Genomic DNA, 15,803 nt, shown 5'->3' on the forward strand with positions numbered 1-15,803 from the left:
GAGAATACCCTTAGATGGTAGAAAAGTTGACTTGGAAGAAGCTAGCCCTCGAGCTGGCTTTTTTTTACACCCCATGGATATTACTAGGATGGTTCGTAGGCTACATGCCTTGGATGCTCTTGGTTGCGACCTTATTACAGCTAGGTTGGCACCTTCATAATCAGGTGCGTTTCTCAAATTGGTTGTGGAACGACAAGCGTCTTTCACCGCCTTCTAGCTCAGGCAACTGGGAGCCGTTGTTCAATGGTATGTATCGTTTACAGCAGCGTCAGCGCCGTAAACGTAAAGAGCTGACAGGTCTTATCCGTCGCTTCCGCAATGGTGCCGAATCCCTGCCGGATGCTGTAGTTGTATTTCGCGAAGAGGGTAATATCGTCTGGTGTAACCGATTGGCTCAGCAATTGTTGGGTTTTCGCTGGCCGGAAGACTCTGATCTACCCATTACTAACCTTCTAAGGTCTCCAGACTTTATTAAGTACCTAAACAAAAACGACTTCTCTGAGCCTCTAGAGATGCGTTCTCCTTTAAATGTTGAGCGTATCCTTGAGCTTCGTATCGTGCCTTATACCGATGGCGAACAGCTTATGGTAGTGCGTGACGTGTCTCAGCTTAAACAGCTTGAGGGTATGCGTCGTAACTTTTTTGCGAACGTATCGCATGAGCTTAGAACTCCAATGACGGTTCTTCAGGGTTATCTAGAGATGACTGCAGATCCAGATATGCTAGTCGGTCCAATGTGGCCAAAGGCACACGGGGTGATGACAGAGCAGCTTAATCGTATGAACAGCTTGGTTAATCAGTTGCTAACTCTATCTAAGATCGAGGCGGCTCCTATGGGGGGCGAGGATGTTATCGATGTACCTAAGATGCTGAATATTCTTGAGAAAGAAGCAATTACCCTAAGTGGTGACAAGGGGCATAAGGTAGTATTGGATATCGATGATTCCTTGAAGATCCTAGGTGAAGAAGATCAGATGCGCAGTGCTATCTCTAACCTTGTTTACAATGCGGTTAAGTACACTCCTGCGGGTAGTAAGATCACCATTAGTTGGAAAGAAGTACCGAGCGGCGCTGAGTTTAAGGTTATCGATACTGGTGAGGGTATCGAAGCACAGCATCTACATAGATTAACCGAGCGCTTCTACCGGGTGGATAAGGCTCGTTCTAGGGAGACAGGTGGCAGTGGTCTAGGACTTGCTATTGTTAAACATACCCTTAGTCACCACGACTCTCAGCTTGAGGTCCAGAGTGAAGTGGGTAAAGGAAGTCAGTTCTCTTTTGTGCTTCCTAAACGATTCATAGTGCGAGGTGAAGTTGCTTGATTAGAACCCTACTGCTGATAAGTGCGTTGCTATGTTCGGCCTTTGCTCGGGCAGAAGAGAACCTGCCTAGATATGACAAATACAGCGGTCTAAGCGGTAATATCTCGTCAATAGGTTCAGACTCTTTAGCTGGGATTATGACATCTTGGGCTGAGGAGTTTTCTGCTATTTACCCAAGTGTAAATGTTCAAGTGCATGCAGCGGGTAGTTCCACAGCGGTTCCTGCTTTGACAGAGGGTACTGCTCAGTTCGGCCCTATGAGCCGAGAGATGCAACCAAGTGAAATTGCTGCGTTTGAAAAAGAATACGGGTATGAGCCTACTGCATTAGTGGTTGCTTTAGATGCCCTAGGTATCTTCGTTCATCAAGATAACCCTATTCAAGGTCTAAATTTTGTGCAGTTGGATGCCATCTTCTCTGCCACCCATTTTTGTGGTTCTGAGCAGAACATTCAGAACTGGAGCGAGCTTGGGGTCACTCAGCCATGGGGAAGACTGAAGATACAAAAGTTTGGGCGCAACTCAGTGTCAGGTACTCATGGTGTATTTAAAAGCAAGGTTCTATGTGGCGGTGACTTTAGCAACTCAGTAAATGAGATGTTGGGTGCTTCTTCAGTTGTACAGGCAGTGGCATCGACGCCCTCGACAATCGGCTATTCGGGTGTGGTCTCAGGTGTGGTAGGTGCGCGACTGGTGGCGCTAGATGACTACGGTGAGGACTATAAACTCCCAACTCGAGGCAATATTATCAGCGGTAAGTACCCTTTGAGTCGAAAGCTCTATCTGTACGTGAACAAGCCGCCGAATCGTTCTCTATCACGACGTGAAAGAGAGTTTATCCGCTTTATCTATTCTCGAGAGGGGCAAGAAGCGGTGAGTCGCAGTGGCTACATATCAGTTTCCACTCAGCTTGCAAAACAAGAACTCGCGAAAGTCGGCCTCAAACTATAAAACAAAAGGCAGCCAGGCTGCCTTTTTGCTAGTCGCTGTATTCCATTAGGTGTTCAAAATTGAACTCTAGTGGCCACTCCACTGAGCCCCAGTAGTTTCGCTCTTGATCAAGGTCGGTGATCAGTAGACGGTTTTGTTCAAGCTGCTCTAGGTCTTTGTGTTTTAACTTCCATCCACTGTCGGTGATACATAGCTTCCAAAGCCCTGGATCTGAGTCATTTCTGGAGACATTGAGTGTAACCGAGAGTCGCAGAATCTTTATCAGGTTTAAGACCTGCTCTTCGGTGTAGAGGCTAAAGTCAGGCAACTCAGCTAGCTTTAATGTCTTGCGATGGAATCTGGCTAAGGTGGCGATCAGTTTCTTCTGCTCACTGTTGAATCCAGGCATATTGGTATTTTGTAGCAGGTAAAAGCTGTGCCTGTGGTAGCCAGTGTAGTTAATACTCAGCCCGACCTCATGCAGCAGAGCTGCCCAATTTAGCAATTTTGTCACTTCACTGTTTTTACCGAGCTTGAGCTCTTTGCCTATTTGCTTGATAAAGTGAGAGGAAAACAGCTTAACGCGATTTGCCTGTTCAACATCAATATGGTGACGAGCGGCTAGGTTTTCTGCTGTACGCATACGGATATCTGAATGGGCGAAGCGTGATTCAACCTCATACATTACCCCTTCGCGCAGTGCGCTTGGAGAGAAGTGAAGCTCCTTGATATTTAATCCGCTCATGATTGCTTGCAAGATAGCGACGCCAGGAGCAAGCACGGATAGGCGCTGTTCAAGAATGCCCTTGATGGCGATCTTATCGACCTTCTTAAACTCCATCAAATGCTGGACTAATTTCTTCAGACGCTTTTGAGTGATGATGCCATCCTCATAGCCTAATGCCAGCATACACAAATGGATCGCTTTCACAGTGCCGGAAGAACCTAGAGCCAGTTCCCAACCATGGGCCTGATATTGCTTTGTAAGGGACTCAAGCTCAGAGCGTGCCGCTAGATAGGCCTTGGTGAAGTTCTTGTTGCTAAGCTTGTCGTCACTAAAATAACGCTTGGCATAGCTGACACAGCCCATTTGCTTGCTGTTCACCAGCTTAGGCTCGAATCCAGTGCCTATGATCATCTCGGTACTACCACCACCGATATCGATAACAAGCTTGGTTTTCGAGACAGGTTGAGTGTGAGCAACGCCTGTATAGATCAGACGTGCCTCTTCCTCCCCAGGGATGATTTCAATGGGGTAGGGAAGAACATTTCGAGCGCGCTCTAGAAAGATTCGAGCGTTCTTAGCCACCCTTAATGTATGGGTCGCTACGATACGCACGTTTTCAGCATCGATCCCCTCTAGGCGCTCAGCAAACATCTGCAAACAGTCTAAACCACGCTGCATGGCGGCATTGTTGAGATTGTTTTGTGAATCAAGCCCACTCGCGAGTTTGACCCTCTGCTTATGACGACTCACGATCTGCAAATCCTGACCGACAACCTTAGCTACTACCATGTGGAAGCTGTTAGAGCCAAGGTCGATAGCCGCAATGTTTTTCTCTCCAGGCTGATCAGTTTGCATGTTTTGGGGATGCTTGAGTTCGTTGTTCACTCAACTTTCTCGCTTTTTTCTCTGTCTGCTTGATGTAGTCATAGGTGGCGATTTGAGAGCGAACTTTACGGCGATTACCTCGCGAAACGTATCTGTTCGACATCTCCTTATCTATCCATCTCGCTTTAACTGTATCAGTAAACTGTAGCTCTATGATTTCGATAACGCGCTTTTTCAAGCGTGGGTCGTTGATAGGAGAGGCGACCTCGATGCGGTGTTCAATATTTCGAGTCATCCAATCTGCCGACGAGATAAACACATTAGGATCGCCATTGTTTTCAGTAATTAGGACTCTTGGATGTTCGAGGAAGCGATCCACTACACTGATGATCTTTATGTTTTCACTTATGCCTTTTACACCAGGAACCAAGGAGCACATTCCTCGGATGATCATGCGAATATGAACGCCAGCATTGTTGGCTTGATACAGTTTATTGATAAGCCCCTTGTCCACTAGATTGTTTACCTTGAGAGTAATTCCAGACTTCAGACCTGCTTGTGCATTCTCGATTTCAGTATCAATCAAGCGATAGAGACGCTTGCGAGAGTTGCGAGGAGAGACAATAAGCTGGTGGAAGTTTACAGGACGATAAGGGTTTTCAATGTACCCAAACACGCTTCGAACCTCATCGGTGATCTCTGGTTTAGCGGTTAGAAGCGAGAAGTCGGTATAGATACGTGCATTTTTTTCATGAAAGTTGCCGGTTCCGATATGAGCATAACGAACTACTTCATCATTCTCACGACGGCTGATAAGTAGCAGTTTTGCATGGATCTTCAGACCCGGTGCGCCAAATATAACGTGAACGCCTGCATCGGTTAATCGTTTGGACCATGAAATATTTGCTTCTTCATCGAAGCGTGCTTGAAGCTCAACGACTACGGTTACGTTCTTACCGTTATTTACCGCATCGATAAGAGAGTTCATCAATTTAGAGTCTTTCGCTACTCGATAGATGTTGATCTTTATGCTGATGACCTTGGGATCAAACGATGCCTGACGCACCAACTCTGAGACATGATCAAAGGTGTGATACGGGTAGTAGAGCAGGATATCTTCAGCTCGGATAGCATCGAAGCTGTTGTCGTAGTTCTCGAATGCGGCCGATTTTATCGGTGGAAGGGGCTTATTCTCTAAATACTCTCGACCGACATTTGGGAAGGCAATGAAGTCTTTGAAGTTATGGTAGCGACCACCAGGGATCAAGCTGTCATAGTTAGAGATAGCCAGCTTTCCACACAGGAAGTCCAGCATCTCTTTCGGCATTTCACGCTCATAGACAAAACGCACCGGCATAGCGGAGAGACGCTGACTTAGACCATCTGACATCTGCTCCAGTAGGCTATGCTCCACCTCATGGCTCAGGTCATATTCAGCATCACGGGTCATCTTCATTGAGTAGCAATTGATCTCATCGAACTCGAAAAAGCCACGGAAGATGTCTTCAAGGCAATGTCGGATAACATTATCCAACAATATGATGGTCTTACGGCGCTTGCCTTTTTGTTCTGGAACCATCACGAATCGGGGTAGATGGTCGGTCGGGATCTCGATCAGTACGTACTGAGGTTGCTCATCTTTGATCAACTCTACGCTCAAATAGGCATATTCATCTTTTAGAAAATCGAGAACATTGATATCTTCATGCATCACGATCGGAGTGATATGTGGAAGCACCTCTTTTCTAAAGAATTTTTTAAGCCATGCTTGCTGAGTTTCATTGATTTGCGTTTCGTTGACGAGGAAAATACGTCGTCTTGCCATCTCTAGAAGCAGTTCGTTGTAGAGTTCATCGAAGCGCTGATTGAGTTTGATGGCCTTGCTCTGCATCTTGCTGAGTAGGTGTTTGGAGTTGTCGTTACGTCCCTGTTCTTGTTTGATAAGAATTCGACGTTTTACATCGGCGAACCGAACCTTATAAAACTCATCCAAGTTATTAGAGAAAATACCTAGAAAGCGGATTCTTTCGATCAAGGGTACGGACTTATCGGCCGCTTCTTGGAGCACTCGTTCATTAAAAGAAAGCCAGCTAAGTTCTTTTTCTACATACAGTTTTTCAGTGCTCATCTTGTCTACCGTTTTCTAGTTGCTAAGCAAGTCTAGTGCTAAAATTGGGTGGCGAATTGTATTGCGTTAAGATGTCACTCCAATGACAATGTATGGATGCTTTGTTACAGAATGCTAATTGTTTCAATGGTTTATTAGTGGTTTTGCATATCAATAATTTGCCAGTTGTCATTTAGGTGTCAAACGCCTCTGTTAGGCTCGTTCGGTTCAGATAAAAACAATTTCAACAATAAGGCCCCTCAATTGCTACAAGAGACCAATAGAGTCCGACTACTCAAAGATAAAGCGATAACTGCAGTGGTTAAAGCCAGTGGCTTGGGTCTATTGGTTGGATTGCTTGGGATCTTTTTCTACTTTATCTCAGAAACCTTGCCGATTTTTAGTACTCCATCGCATAACTCTATTCAGGTGACCTTGCCTGTGAGCAGCGATGATATTGCTGATGCCAGTATAGACAGCACAGGTGAAAACCTAGTACTCGTGACCAAGCGTGGGGCTATCCAGTATTTCACCATTAAACAGGGCAGCCTCAACCTTATCAATCGTGCTCGACTCAATCGTGAACCTGTGGCTATCGCTAAGTCGGGTCTTCGCTCTTGGATTGCAACTATAGATAAGCACGGTGCGCTGGAAGTGGTGATGCCGGAGTTTATCGTTTCTCACTCTCAAACCGGCAAGAACTACACGCCTAATCTAAGGGTTGAGAGTACTCTTTCTAAGTTAAGCTTTGCTGACAATGGTTTTGTTACACGAAACTTTGTGTTCGCTAAACAGAGTGAACAATCAGTCTTTGTTCGCACCGATGATAGCAGGGTAGAGGTGCTCAGTTACTGGCTTGATAGTGCAGGACTGCCACAACATAAGATCCAAACCGTCGCCAAGGATTTTCGAAACATTCACCATGCACAGGTATCCAGCGATGGTCGCTTCTTGATTGTGCTGGATGACAAACAGTTACACCTGTTCAGCCGCGCCCGTATGGACTCCAATTTCGAAGAGAAGAATTACTCAGGTAATCTGTCAGCTAAACATCTTTCTAAGTCCTTTATGCTGCTTAGTGGTGAGCGCGGAGCCGTTACCTATAACTCGGACAATCAGGTTGAACTGTGGTTTATGGTGGTAAATGACGGACGTCGTTTAACCAATACTCAGAAATTTCAGTTGGATTCACCGCCTAGGCACCTAATACCGCAGCATACCTCAAAGGGGTTTTGGACGGTTGAAGACAACGGCACCCATACCTTGTTTTATTCCACTCGCGAAGAGCCTGTATTGCAGTTTAAGTCTGCCTTTGGTGGTGTCGCGATAAGCGTACTGTCTGAGAACGATGAATACTTGATGAGTATCTCCGGCAATAAGGCTGTAATCACTCATGTGGAAACACCGCATCAGCAGGTATCATTAAAAGGCCTGACCCAGAAGATCCAGTATGAAGGGTATGCCGAGCCAGACTATGTATGGCAAACCTCAGCCGCTACAGAGGATGTGGAGCCTAAATTTAGTTTGACGCCTTTGGTGTTTGGCACATTGAAAGCCGCCACCTATGCCATGCTCTTTTCTATTCCAATTGCGGTGTTTGGTGCAGTTTATACCGCCTTTTTTATGTCCGCACGAATGAGAGGCTTGATTAAGCCGACCATAGAATTGATGGAGGCATTACCGACTTTAGTCATCGGTTTCGTAGCGGCGATTTGGTTAGCTCCATTTATGGAGAAGAATCTGTTTGGCTTCTTCCTCTGTTTATTAGCCTTACCTATGGTGGCACTGCTTAGTGGTGGGCTCTGGTCTGCCATTCCTAGAAGCTATACCAGAAAGGTTCCACGTGGATTACACCTGCTGTCGTTGTTGCCTATTCTTTTGGTAGTGGTGTGGGGAGTATTCCAGACAGCACCTTACCTAGAAAAGATCTGGTTTAATGACGGGCTGATTATTTATCTTGCGGATCATGGTTGGGATTATCAGCAGAGAAACTCTCTGATCGTGGGAATGGCGATGGGCTTTGCGGTAATTCCGACTATTTTCACCATAGCTGAAGACGCCATATTTTCTGTTCCTAAACACCTCTCGGAAGGGTCTCTCGCTCTCGGCGCGACTGAATGGCAGACCCTAACTCGTGTAGTTCTTCTTACCGCAAGTCCAGGTATCATCTCTGCGATCATGCTAGGTATGGGACGCGCGGTAGGTGAGACTATGATAGTGCTTACTGTGACCGGCAATACTCCATTAACCGATTGGAATGTATTTGAAGGCCTGCGCTCTTTAACCGCTACCATAGCCACAGAACTACCTGAGTCTAAAGTGGGAAGCTCTCACTATCGCTTGTTGTTCCTTTCGGCTCTGGTTCTTTTCCTATTCACCTTTATCGTAAACAGCGTGGCAGAGAGTGTTCGTCAGCGCTTGCGCGATAAGTATCGTTCTCTGTAAGGGTTAGCTGTGATTAAGTGGATTCAATCAGGGAAACCCTGGATATGGCTAACCTCTTTGGCGGTAACGACCAGTATCTTGTTGGTGCTGGGGATACTGCTGTTTATTGGTTGGAATGGCCTTAACCATTTTTGGACCCAGCCCGTCTATCAATGGCAGAACCAGCAAGGTAGAACTTTAGTTGGCGAGATATTCCAAAGGCAGCAGATAGACTGGGAACAGCTCTCTGCTGAGCAACAATCTCAAGTACCGATGGAACTCCGCAGTGAGTTAGAGTCACAGCGAGTACCGACTATTGAGCGCCTGATTATCAAGGTTGCCAATCGAGATGTGTATGGACACGACTTTATCTCTACCTACACCTATTTGTGGCCGGAACCAGAGCAACCTGAAGATATTCTAGTTTTAGATAGGGTTAAGTCTGGGCAGTTTATTGGTAGAGCCATAGCTTTGACACAAGAAGGTCAGCGTCATACCGACGATTTGCCTGATCGCATCAAGCAAGCGGTCGATGATGCCAATGAGATACGAGCTGAGATCAACTCTATAGTAAACGACAAGGTTGAGCCCCTTTCATGGCAGCTTCAGAGTAATCGTGAGCAGATCACGGCTCTTATCCAAAGCGGTGAACAGCAGGGCAGGCTTAAGATCCTCACTGACCGCAGACAGCAGTTAAACGATAGCCGAAATGAAGCCGAAGCTCGGGTAGAGCAACTGCAGGAAATCCTGAGTCGTCAGAGTGTATGGATGCGAGATATGCATGGCCATTCTCACCTGATTAAGATGAATCAGATCTTGGATGCGTGGTATCCAAATGCGATGAGTACCGGTGACAAGCTTAAGCATTGGTTCTCCTCTCTGTGGAACTTTATTGTCGATGATCCGAGAGAGTCCAACTCTGAGGGAGGGGTATTTCCAGCTATTTTTGGTACGGTACTCTTGGTGTTATTGATGTCGGTAGCGGTAATGCCATTGGGTGTATTGGCTGGGGTCTATTTACATGAGTATGCGCAGAATAACTGGTTGACTCGTTTGGTTCGGATTACGGTGAATAACCTCGCTGGTGTACCCTCCATTGTATACGGTGTATTTGGTCTGGGTTTCTTTGTGTACAGTGTGGGTGGCACCATAGATGAGCTGTTCTATTCCGATGCTCTGCCTGCGCCAACCTTTGGCACGCCTGGCTTGCTCTGGGCATCCCTCACACTAGCTATGTTGACTTTGCCGGTGGTTATCGTGACCATTGAAGACGGTTTATCACGTATTCCACAATCGGTAAGGCATGGTTCTTTTGCGCTAGGGGCAACTAAATCTGAAACCTTGCTTCGGGTTGTTTTACCTATGGCTATGCCAGCGGTACTAACTGCATTGATACTCGCGGTCGCGCGCGCTGCTGGTGAGGTGGCACCACTGATGCTGGTGGGCGTAGTAAAACTGGCCCCGAGCTTGCCAATCGATGGTCAGTTCCCATATATCCATCTTGAACGTAAATTCATGCATCTAGGCTTTCATATCTATGATGTGGGTTTCCAGACCTCGAATCTAGAGGCAGCCAAGTCATTGGTTTATGCAACCTCTATGCTTTTAGTCACGGTAATAATAGGATTAAACTTGATCGCAATACGTATTCGTAATTCGCTACGCGAAAGCTTCCGCAACCTAGGATTTGATGAGCATGTTTTCTGATACCTCTTCTTTTAAGCTGTTGAAACCGCTGGATGTTAAAAATCTAGCCGCAGATAAAACGGCTATCGAGATAGACAAGCTCAACCTCTATTACGGGCAGAAGCAGGCGTTGCACGATATCTCTATGCGTATCCCTAAGGGCAAGGTAACGGCCTTTATTGGTCCTTCTGGCTGTGGTAAATCCACCATTATGCGCTCGATTAATCGTATGAATGACCTTATTGAAGGATGCAAGATCACCGGTAATATCCGACTGCACGGTCACGACGTGTATGCTCCTGAGGTCGATGTATCAGCACTTCGTCGCAGGGTAGGTATGGTATTTCAAAAGCCTAATCCATTTCCGAAAACCGTGTATGAGAACGTGATCTATGGACTGCGTTTACAGGGAGTCAAGAATAGCCGTGTGCTGGATGATTGTTGTGAACGTTCCCTTCGTGGCGCAGGTCTGTGGGATGAAGTGAAGAATCGTCTGCATGAGAGCGCATTTAGTTTGTCGGCAGGGCAGCAGCAACGCCTTGTGGTGGCAAGGGCGATAGCCATTGAGCCTGAGGTGCTTCTTCTAGATGAGCCGACCTCGACGCTGGATCCTATCTCGACTCTTACCATAGAAGAGCTTATCAACGAGCTGAAGACTCGCTATACGGTTGTGATAGTTACTCACAACATGCAACAAGCAGCGCGTGTTAGTGACTATACCGCATTCGTGCACATGGGTAAGATCGTAGAATATAGAGATACCGACTCTATGTTCACATCACCTAAAATGAAACAGACTGAAGATTATATTACTGGTCGAATCGGCTAGGGAGCAGACTAAATTGATGCACACAGGTCGCCACATATCGGGGCAGTATAACGTTGAACTTGAGGCTATTCGAAGCCATGTACTTACCATGGGCGGCTTGGTTGAACAACAGCTCGCCTTTGCACTGCGCTCGCTGGTTAGGCAAGACTATGAATTGGCGAAGAAGGTAGTTGCAGAAGACCACAACGTGAACGCGATGGAAGTGGCCATCGATGAGGCTTGCACACGCATCATTGCAAGGCGTCAGCCAACCGCAGGTGACTTGCGTTTGGTGATGTCCATCATCAAGACCATTGCAGAGCTTGAGCGTATCGGTGATGTGGCCTCGCGTCTTGCTAAGACCTCTCTCGAGCACAAAAACGTAGACCCAAGATATCAAACTTCTCTCGAGCCACTTTGTCGCTTAGCTATCGATATGCTTCATCAGGTTTTAGATGCGTTCGCGCGTATGGATCTGCAATCGGCAGCCAATGTATATGAGATGGATGAGAAGGTGGATAAAGAGTATCAATCCATCATCAAACAGCTAACACAGTTTATGACCGATGAGGTGCAATCCATACCGGCCATCTTAGAAGTGATGTGGTCAGCCAGAGCCATCGAGCGTGTGGGCGACCGTTGTCAGAATATCTGTGAATACATTATCTATGCGGTGAAGGGTAAAGACGTTCGCCATAGAGATGAAGAAGAGATCTACAAATACAGGGCTAGCTAAGCTGGTCTAGTACTTCTCGCACCTTAGCAATAGAATCAAACTGGGTGACAGGAACCTTGCTGTCATCCACATCATCTGCACCCATTTGCGCCTTGTCGGCTTTGAAGGTCATTAAGCTATCGCGCACTCCCTTGCCAGATAGGTGTATTTCGTGAAGTTTGGCGGTTTGAATAAGCATTTTCGTGTTGCTTACATTCACGCCTGCACCTGCCATCAGAGATATTCGACCATCGGCTTGCTGATTAAGCTCGCTTAGCATACTCACACCCAGTTCAGCGCTCTGCTCTAGGCCTGAAGTTAGAATGCGCTCACAGCCAAGATGGATAACTTCTTCTAGCGCCGTTTTAGGCTCACGACATAGATCGAATGCGCGATGGAAGGTAACCCCCATGCCATCCGCTCTATCGATCAGCTTGCGACAGCTTTCAGTATCGATATCACCGTTGGTTTTAAGAATACCTATCACTATGCCGTCTAGACCCGCAAGCTTGGCAGCTTCAACGTCATTCAACATGATATCGAGCTCTTGTTGGTTAAACAGGAAGTCTCCCTGTCTTGGGCGAATCATGGCATAGACAGGTATCGAGCTTTGCTTAGCGGCTTCTTTCATAAACCCGAATGATGGGGTTAGGCCACCGAGTGCGAGAGAGCTACACAGTTCAATTCGGGTCGCACCGGCTGAGATAGCGGTCGAGAGTGACTCAATATTGTCGATACAGACTTCAAGTTCAAAAGACATAGCAAACTCACTGTTTTTAAAACAAAAAAAGCAGGTTGGCTCAAAGCCAACCTGCTCTCATATTAACACAAGGTTAATCTTATTTGCTTAGGTCTTCAGCGTGCTCAGAAAGGAATGCAGCTACGCCTGTAGGAGATGCGTCCATACCTGCTTTACCTTCTTCCCATTGTGCTGGGCAAACTTCACCATTCTTCTGGTGGAAGTTTAGAGCGTCAACCATGCGTAGCATTTCGTCGATGTTACGGCCTAGTGGTAGGTCGTTAACTACTTGGTGACGTACAAGGCCGTCTTCGTCAATTAGGAAAGAACCACGGAAAGCAACGCCCGCTTCTGGGTGCTCAACGTCGTATGCTTTACAGATTTCGTGCTTAACGTCAGCGATTAGTGGGTACTTAACTTGACCGATGCCGCCGTCTTCAACAGCAGTGTTACGCCATGCGTTGTGAGAGAATTGAGAGTCGATAGAAACACCGATTACTTCAACGCCTTTGTCTTGGAAATCTTGGAAACGGTTGTCAAAAGCGATTAGCTCTGAAGGACAAACGAATGTGAAGTCTAGTGGATAGAAGAAAACTACTGCTTTCTTGCCTTTAGTGAATTCAGCAAAGTTGAAGTTTTCAACGATCTCGCCGTTACCTAGTACCGCTGCAGCTGTGAAATCTGGTGCTTGACGACCTACTAATACCATGGTTTTGCTCCTAGTAAATTATTGTTACGCCTACAGTTTTAGGCTTAATCCGTGTTTGAACGAGACAAACTATAATACAGAATATACTATAGAAAAAAGCGAAATAAATAGATTAATACAATCGAAAAAAGCGATGTTTAAACTTTGTTATCTATCGCACATTTTGATTGTAAATTAATGTTCTTTTTTGACCGGAATTTGAATTATTTATGAACAAATGGCCAAGCCTTAAGCAGTTGCATTATCTGATCACCCTGCATGAGACGCGTCACTTTGGAGAGGCGGCTCAGCAGTGCTTTGTGAGTCAATCAACCTTGAGTAAAGGGATCCAGAATCTGGAGGAACAATTTGGTTGTCCTCTATATGAGAAGAAAGATAAAAAGAGCACCCTAGTCTTTACCCCTGTCGGAGAGATGGTGGTAAAACAAGGAAGGGAACTGCTCACTAAGAGCCAAGACTTAATGGAGCTTGGTCATCTCGCTTGTGGTGGTTTAATGCAGGGGCAGCTCAGACTTGGCGCTATACCAACCATCGCCCCATTTCTTCTGAGCAGTCTAGTGCGAGAGGTGAATGAGCAGTTCTCTGATCTAACGCTTTTACTTCGCGAAGATACAACTCAAAACCTGCTGAGTGCACTGCAAGATGGTCAACTAGATGTCTTGGTATTAGCTTTGCCGGTAGAAATAGGCTCACTAGCCAGTCGCTCAGTTGGGCAAGATCAGTTCCGTATGGTGATAAGTAAAGAGCAGGCGAAGAATATCAAGACGCCACTTCACTATGAAGACCTGCCAGATGAGTCAGTGTTCCTTTTGGAAAAAGAGCACTGTTTAACCGAGCATGCAGTATCAGCGTGTAACCTCACAGAAAAGAGTAAGATCAACCCGTTTACCGCAACCAGCCTACATACATTAGTTCAGATGGTAGCGAATGGATTGGGCACTACCTTTATCCCACAGATGGCAATTGACCATGGGCTTTTGGCTAATCACGACCTTGAGATTGTCGATCCTCCTGGTCAGCGCGCCTATCGCAGTATTGGCTTGGTTTGGCGACCGAGTAGCTCTCGTACGGATACCTTTATGAGGCTAGGAGATCTGATTGAGGATCTTTTGAAAAAACCTTAATAAGAATAGTTTGCAATAAACTCACCGAACTAGGTTGATCCCAGTAAATTACTGGGCTTTACTCTATTAAGAGTGGTGTTTTTCTTGGGTCGGAATAGGAATTCCAATGACAAACAAGGAGAGCACATAGAGTTAGCCAGGAGTGAGGCTAGTCATGCAAAAACATCAGTTCGACCAATGGATTCATGCTGATATCGAAAGGCACACGGTCGTGCCAAAAGTCTTCGTTATCGGGTGCGCTGATCTTTCGTCCTATCAACTTGCCGTTGAGTTCAAACACAAGCTAGAGCCAATTCGAGAGAATGGTGAGCCAGTTTCTTATGCTTCGCTAGAGCTAGTGAAAGAAGAGTTGGTTCGTCTCGGTTTAGAGAGTGCTTATCTGAGATTACACAACGCTTACGACGAATGTGGCGCGTTGGATGGAAAGCTTTATCACGATATAGAGCTATCTCTGAAAAGCTATTAGTCCTCAGCTTGTAGTGCTGACAACAAGATTTGTTTAGTGAAACTGCTACGCAGATAAAAGCCGCGTGGCAGCGTCTTAATGCTTTTACCTGATTCCCCAAAAGCGTCGGTCAAGGCTTTGCTGTTGGCTGCCTTAGGTCTTATCTGCATTACCTCACCGTGCCTTGCGCTTATCTCATGGATCCGACCTAAAACGATCATCTCCATCAATTCTTCCCAGTCGTTGCGCAGTAGTTGTTCCTGCTCTTGATTCGGCGACCATAGAAGCGGCACACCTACGTGCCTGTCACTGAGTGGGATCTCGCGCTCACCTTCAACTGGGATCCATAGAACTCGACTCAACTTTTGCCTTACATGGCACTCTTCCCATTTTAAGCCTGAGATTCCGGTTAGTGGGGCTACGCTTACAAAGGTGCTTTCAAGGGGAGCACCGCTGTGACTCAAAGGTATGGTTTTCAGTTCAATACCGAGATGAAGGAAGTCCTGCTCAGGGCGACTACCTGCCTCAGCACCAAGATGTCGTTCGATCAATTGTCCAACCCAACCCTTATCACGACGAAGATCTTTAGGTGGCGTGATACCAAGTTCTTGCGCTAATTCACCTAGGGTATAGCCGGTAAGGTGGTGCGCTCGGATGAGTAATTCTTGCTCGGTAGCGGGTGAGGGTAGGTTCAAACTTGGTTCTCTATGGTTTAGATCTGCGCTGATATTATGATCAATTTAAGGGGCTGTCACCTAGCTTTAATCTAGTTATCCACAGGTGAGGTACTTGTTATTGCCTAATTAGAAACTAATGGATAAATAAACAGGTGTTTTATATCACATTTGCGCTTGTTTTAGGGGGGTAAGTATGCCTCTTTAGATGTGTTGTGTGGATAAAGATAGAGTTGATGGATCTTTGACCGATCCAAAAGGATCAAATTTTAGGCAGATCTACTTGATGTTTTAAATGACTTTTTATGCTCTTAAGTTGCTGAAAATAAATAGTTAATTTGAATGTTAGTCTAGGCGAGATAAATTTGGGGGTGTCATAATGTCGACACCTTAATAAGATATGTGAAGTTTTCGCACAAAGTTATTCACAGATATAGTGAATAAATGGCGAGTTGCTGCTCCACTACTGTTGATAAGTGTAGTAAAACCTAAGATTTATTCAAATTTGGTTCGATTGCATCATAATTCAGCAACTTTTGAGAGGTATGGATTTGCTACCTTAGGGGATC

General features: G+C 46.0%; 13 protein-coding genes. 8 read left to right on the forward strand and 5 right to left on the reverse strand.

What is annotated here, in order from left to right; translation table 11 throughout:
* The first annotated feature begins 14 nt into the window (after positions 1 to 14).
* A complete protein-coding gene (gene phoR / locus Pcarn_RS02415) occupies positions 15 to 1,322 on the forward strand; it encodes a phosphate regulon sensor histidine kinase PhoR (protein ID WP_261834813.1) in 1,308 nt (435 codons plus the stop codon).
* Positions 1,319 to 2,272, forward strand: coding sequence for a PstS family phosphate ABC transporter substrate-binding protein (locus Pcarn_RS02420; protein WP_261834814.1), 954 nt, complete (start codon positions 1,319 to 1,321; stop codon positions 2,270 to 2,272). Before phoR ends, Pcarn_RS02420 begins: the two co-directional genes overlap by 4 nt.
* Positions 2,273 to 2,300: 28 nt before the next feature.
* On the opposite strand, the gene ppx is transcribed toward Pcarn_RS02420, so the two are convergent.
* Both ppx and ppk1 read right to left on the reverse strand, forming a co-directional pair.
* On the reverse strand, positions 2,301 to 3,833 hold the full coding sequence (gene ppx / locus Pcarn_RS02425) for an exopolyphosphatase (RefSeq protein WP_261835627.1): 1,533 nt from the start codon (positions 3,831 to 3,833) through the stop codon (positions 2,301 to 2,303).
* A complete protein-coding gene (gene ppk1 / locus Pcarn_RS02430) occupies positions 3,823 to 5,931 on the reverse strand; it encodes a polyphosphate kinase 1 (RefSeq protein ID WP_261834815.1) in 2,109 nt (702 codons plus the stop codon). The genes ppx and ppk1 overlap by 11 nt, the downstream gene beginning before the upstream one ends.
* A gap of 243 nt (positions 5,932 to 6,174) precedes the next feature.
* Here ppk1 and Pcarn_RS02435 point away from each other — a divergent pair, with 243 nt between their 5' ends.
* The 4 genes from Pcarn_RS02435 to phoU are packed head-to-tail and all read left to right on the forward strand — an operon-like array spanning position 6,175 to position 11,564.
* Positions 6,175 to 8,355 carry an ABC transporter permease subunit gene (locus Pcarn_RS02435; protein WP_261834816.1) on the forward strand — a complete coding sequence of 727 codons (2,181 nt, stop codon included), beginning with the start codon at positions 6,175 to 6,177 and terminating at the stop codon, positions 8,353 to 8,355.
* 9 nt (positions 8,356 to 8,364) lie between these two features.
* Positions 8,365 to 10,041 carry a phosphate ABC transporter permease PstA gene (gene pstA, locus Pcarn_RS02440; protein WP_261834817.1) on the forward strand — a complete coding sequence of 559 codons (1,677 nt, stop codon included), beginning with the start codon at positions 8,365 to 8,367 and terminating at the stop codon, positions 10,039 to 10,041.
* Positions 10,031 to 10,849: a phosphate ABC transporter ATP-binding protein PstB gene (gene pstB / locus Pcarn_RS02445; protein ID WP_261835628.1), complete on the forward strand. Its 819-nt coding sequence runs from the start codon at positions 10,031 to 10,033 to the stop codon at positions 10,847 to 10,849. The genes pstA and pstB overlap by 11 nt, the downstream gene beginning before the upstream one ends.
* A 16-nt stretch (positions 10,850 to 10,865) precedes the next feature.
* Positions 10,866 to 11,564 carry a phosphate signaling complex protein PhoU gene (gene phoU, locus Pcarn_RS02450; protein ID WP_261834818.1) on the forward strand — a complete coding sequence of 233 codons (699 nt, stop codon included), beginning with the start codon at positions 10,866 to 10,868 and terminating at the stop codon, positions 11,562 to 11,564.
* Here phoU and Pcarn_RS02455 read toward each other — a convergent pair.
* Entirely contained in the window at positions 11,557 to 12,303 is a 747-nt protein-coding gene (locus tag Pcarn_RS02455) for a copper homeostasis protein CutC (RefSeq protein ID WP_261834819.1), read from the reverse strand. The genes phoU and Pcarn_RS02455 overlap by 8 nt on opposite strands.
* A 79-nt stretch (positions 12,304 to 12,382) precedes the next feature.
* Positions 12,383 to 12,991, reverse strand: a complete 609-nt coding sequence (locus Pcarn_RS02460; RefSeq protein ID WP_261834820.1) for a peroxiredoxin C — start codon at positions 12,989 to 12,991, stop codon at positions 12,383 to 12,385.
* 209 nt (positions 12,992 to 13,200) lie between these two features.
* On the opposite strand from Pcarn_RS02460, the gene Pcarn_RS02465 reads away from it, so the two are divergent.
* Positions 13,201 to 14,115 (forward strand): hydrogen peroxide-inducible genes activator, encoded by a 915-nt coding sequence (locus Pcarn_RS02465; protein WP_261834821.1) that lies wholly within the window; start codon positions 13,201 to 13,203, stop codon positions 14,113 to 14,115.
* 154 nt (positions 14,116 to 14,269) lie between these two features.
* Entirely contained in the window at positions 14,270 to 14,581 is a 312-nt protein-coding gene (locus Pcarn_RS02470; protein WP_261834822.1) for a DUF6482 family protein, read from the forward strand.
* Here the strand turns inward: Pcarn_RS02470 and mutH are convergent.
* Positions 14,578 to 15,255, reverse strand: a complete 678-nt coding sequence (gene mutH / locus Pcarn_RS02475) for a DNA mismatch repair endonuclease MutH (protein WP_261834823.1) — start codon at positions 15,253 to 15,255, stop codon at positions 14,578 to 14,580. The genes Pcarn_RS02470 and mutH overlap by 4 nt on opposite strands.
* Between the last annotated feature and the right edge of the window lie 548 nt (positions 15,256 to 15,803).

Origin of the sequence: Vibrio ishigakensis (assembly GCF_024347675.1) — a bacterium.
Classification (GTDB): Bacteria; Pseudomonadota; Gammaproteobacteria; order Enterobacterales; family Vibrionaceae; genus Vibrio; species Vibrio ishigakensis.

Bases quoted from the DNA above. Each gene is read 5' to 3' on its own strand.
- phoR (WP_261834813.1), top strand. From the start codon at position 15: ATGGTAGAAAAGTTGACTTGGAAGAAGCTAGCCCTCGAGCTGGCTTTT.
- ppx (WP_261835627.1), bottom strand. From the start codon at position 3,833: ATGCAAACTGATCAGCCTGGAGAGAAAAACATTGCGGCTATCGACCTT.
- ppk1 (WP_261834815.1), bottom strand. From the start codon at position 5,931: ATGAGCACTGAAAAACTGTATGTAGAAAAAGAACTTAGCTGGCTTTCT.
- pstB (WP_261835628.1), top strand. From the start codon at position 10,031: ATGTTTTCTGATACCTCTTCTTTTAAGCTGTTGAAACCGCTGGATGTT.
- phoU (WP_261834818.1), top strand. From the start codon at position 10,866: ATGCACACAGGTCGCCACATATCGGGGCAGTATAACGTTGAACTTGAG.
- Pcarn_RS02455 (WP_261834819.1), bottom strand. From the start codon at position 12,303: ATGTCTTTTGAACTTGAAGTCTGTATCGACAATATTGAGTCACTCTCG.
- Pcarn_RS02460 (WP_261834820.1), bottom strand. From the start codon at position 12,991: ATGGTATTAGTAGGTCGTCAAGCACCAGATTTCACAGCTGCAGCGGTA.
- Pcarn_RS02465 (WP_261834821.1), top strand. From the start codon at position 13,201: ATGAACAAATGGCCAAGCCTTAAGCAGTTGCATTATCTGATCACCCTG.
- Pcarn_RS02470 (WP_261834822.1), top strand. From the start codon at position 14,270: ATGCAAAAACATCAGTTCGACCAATGGATTCATGCTGATATCGAAAGG.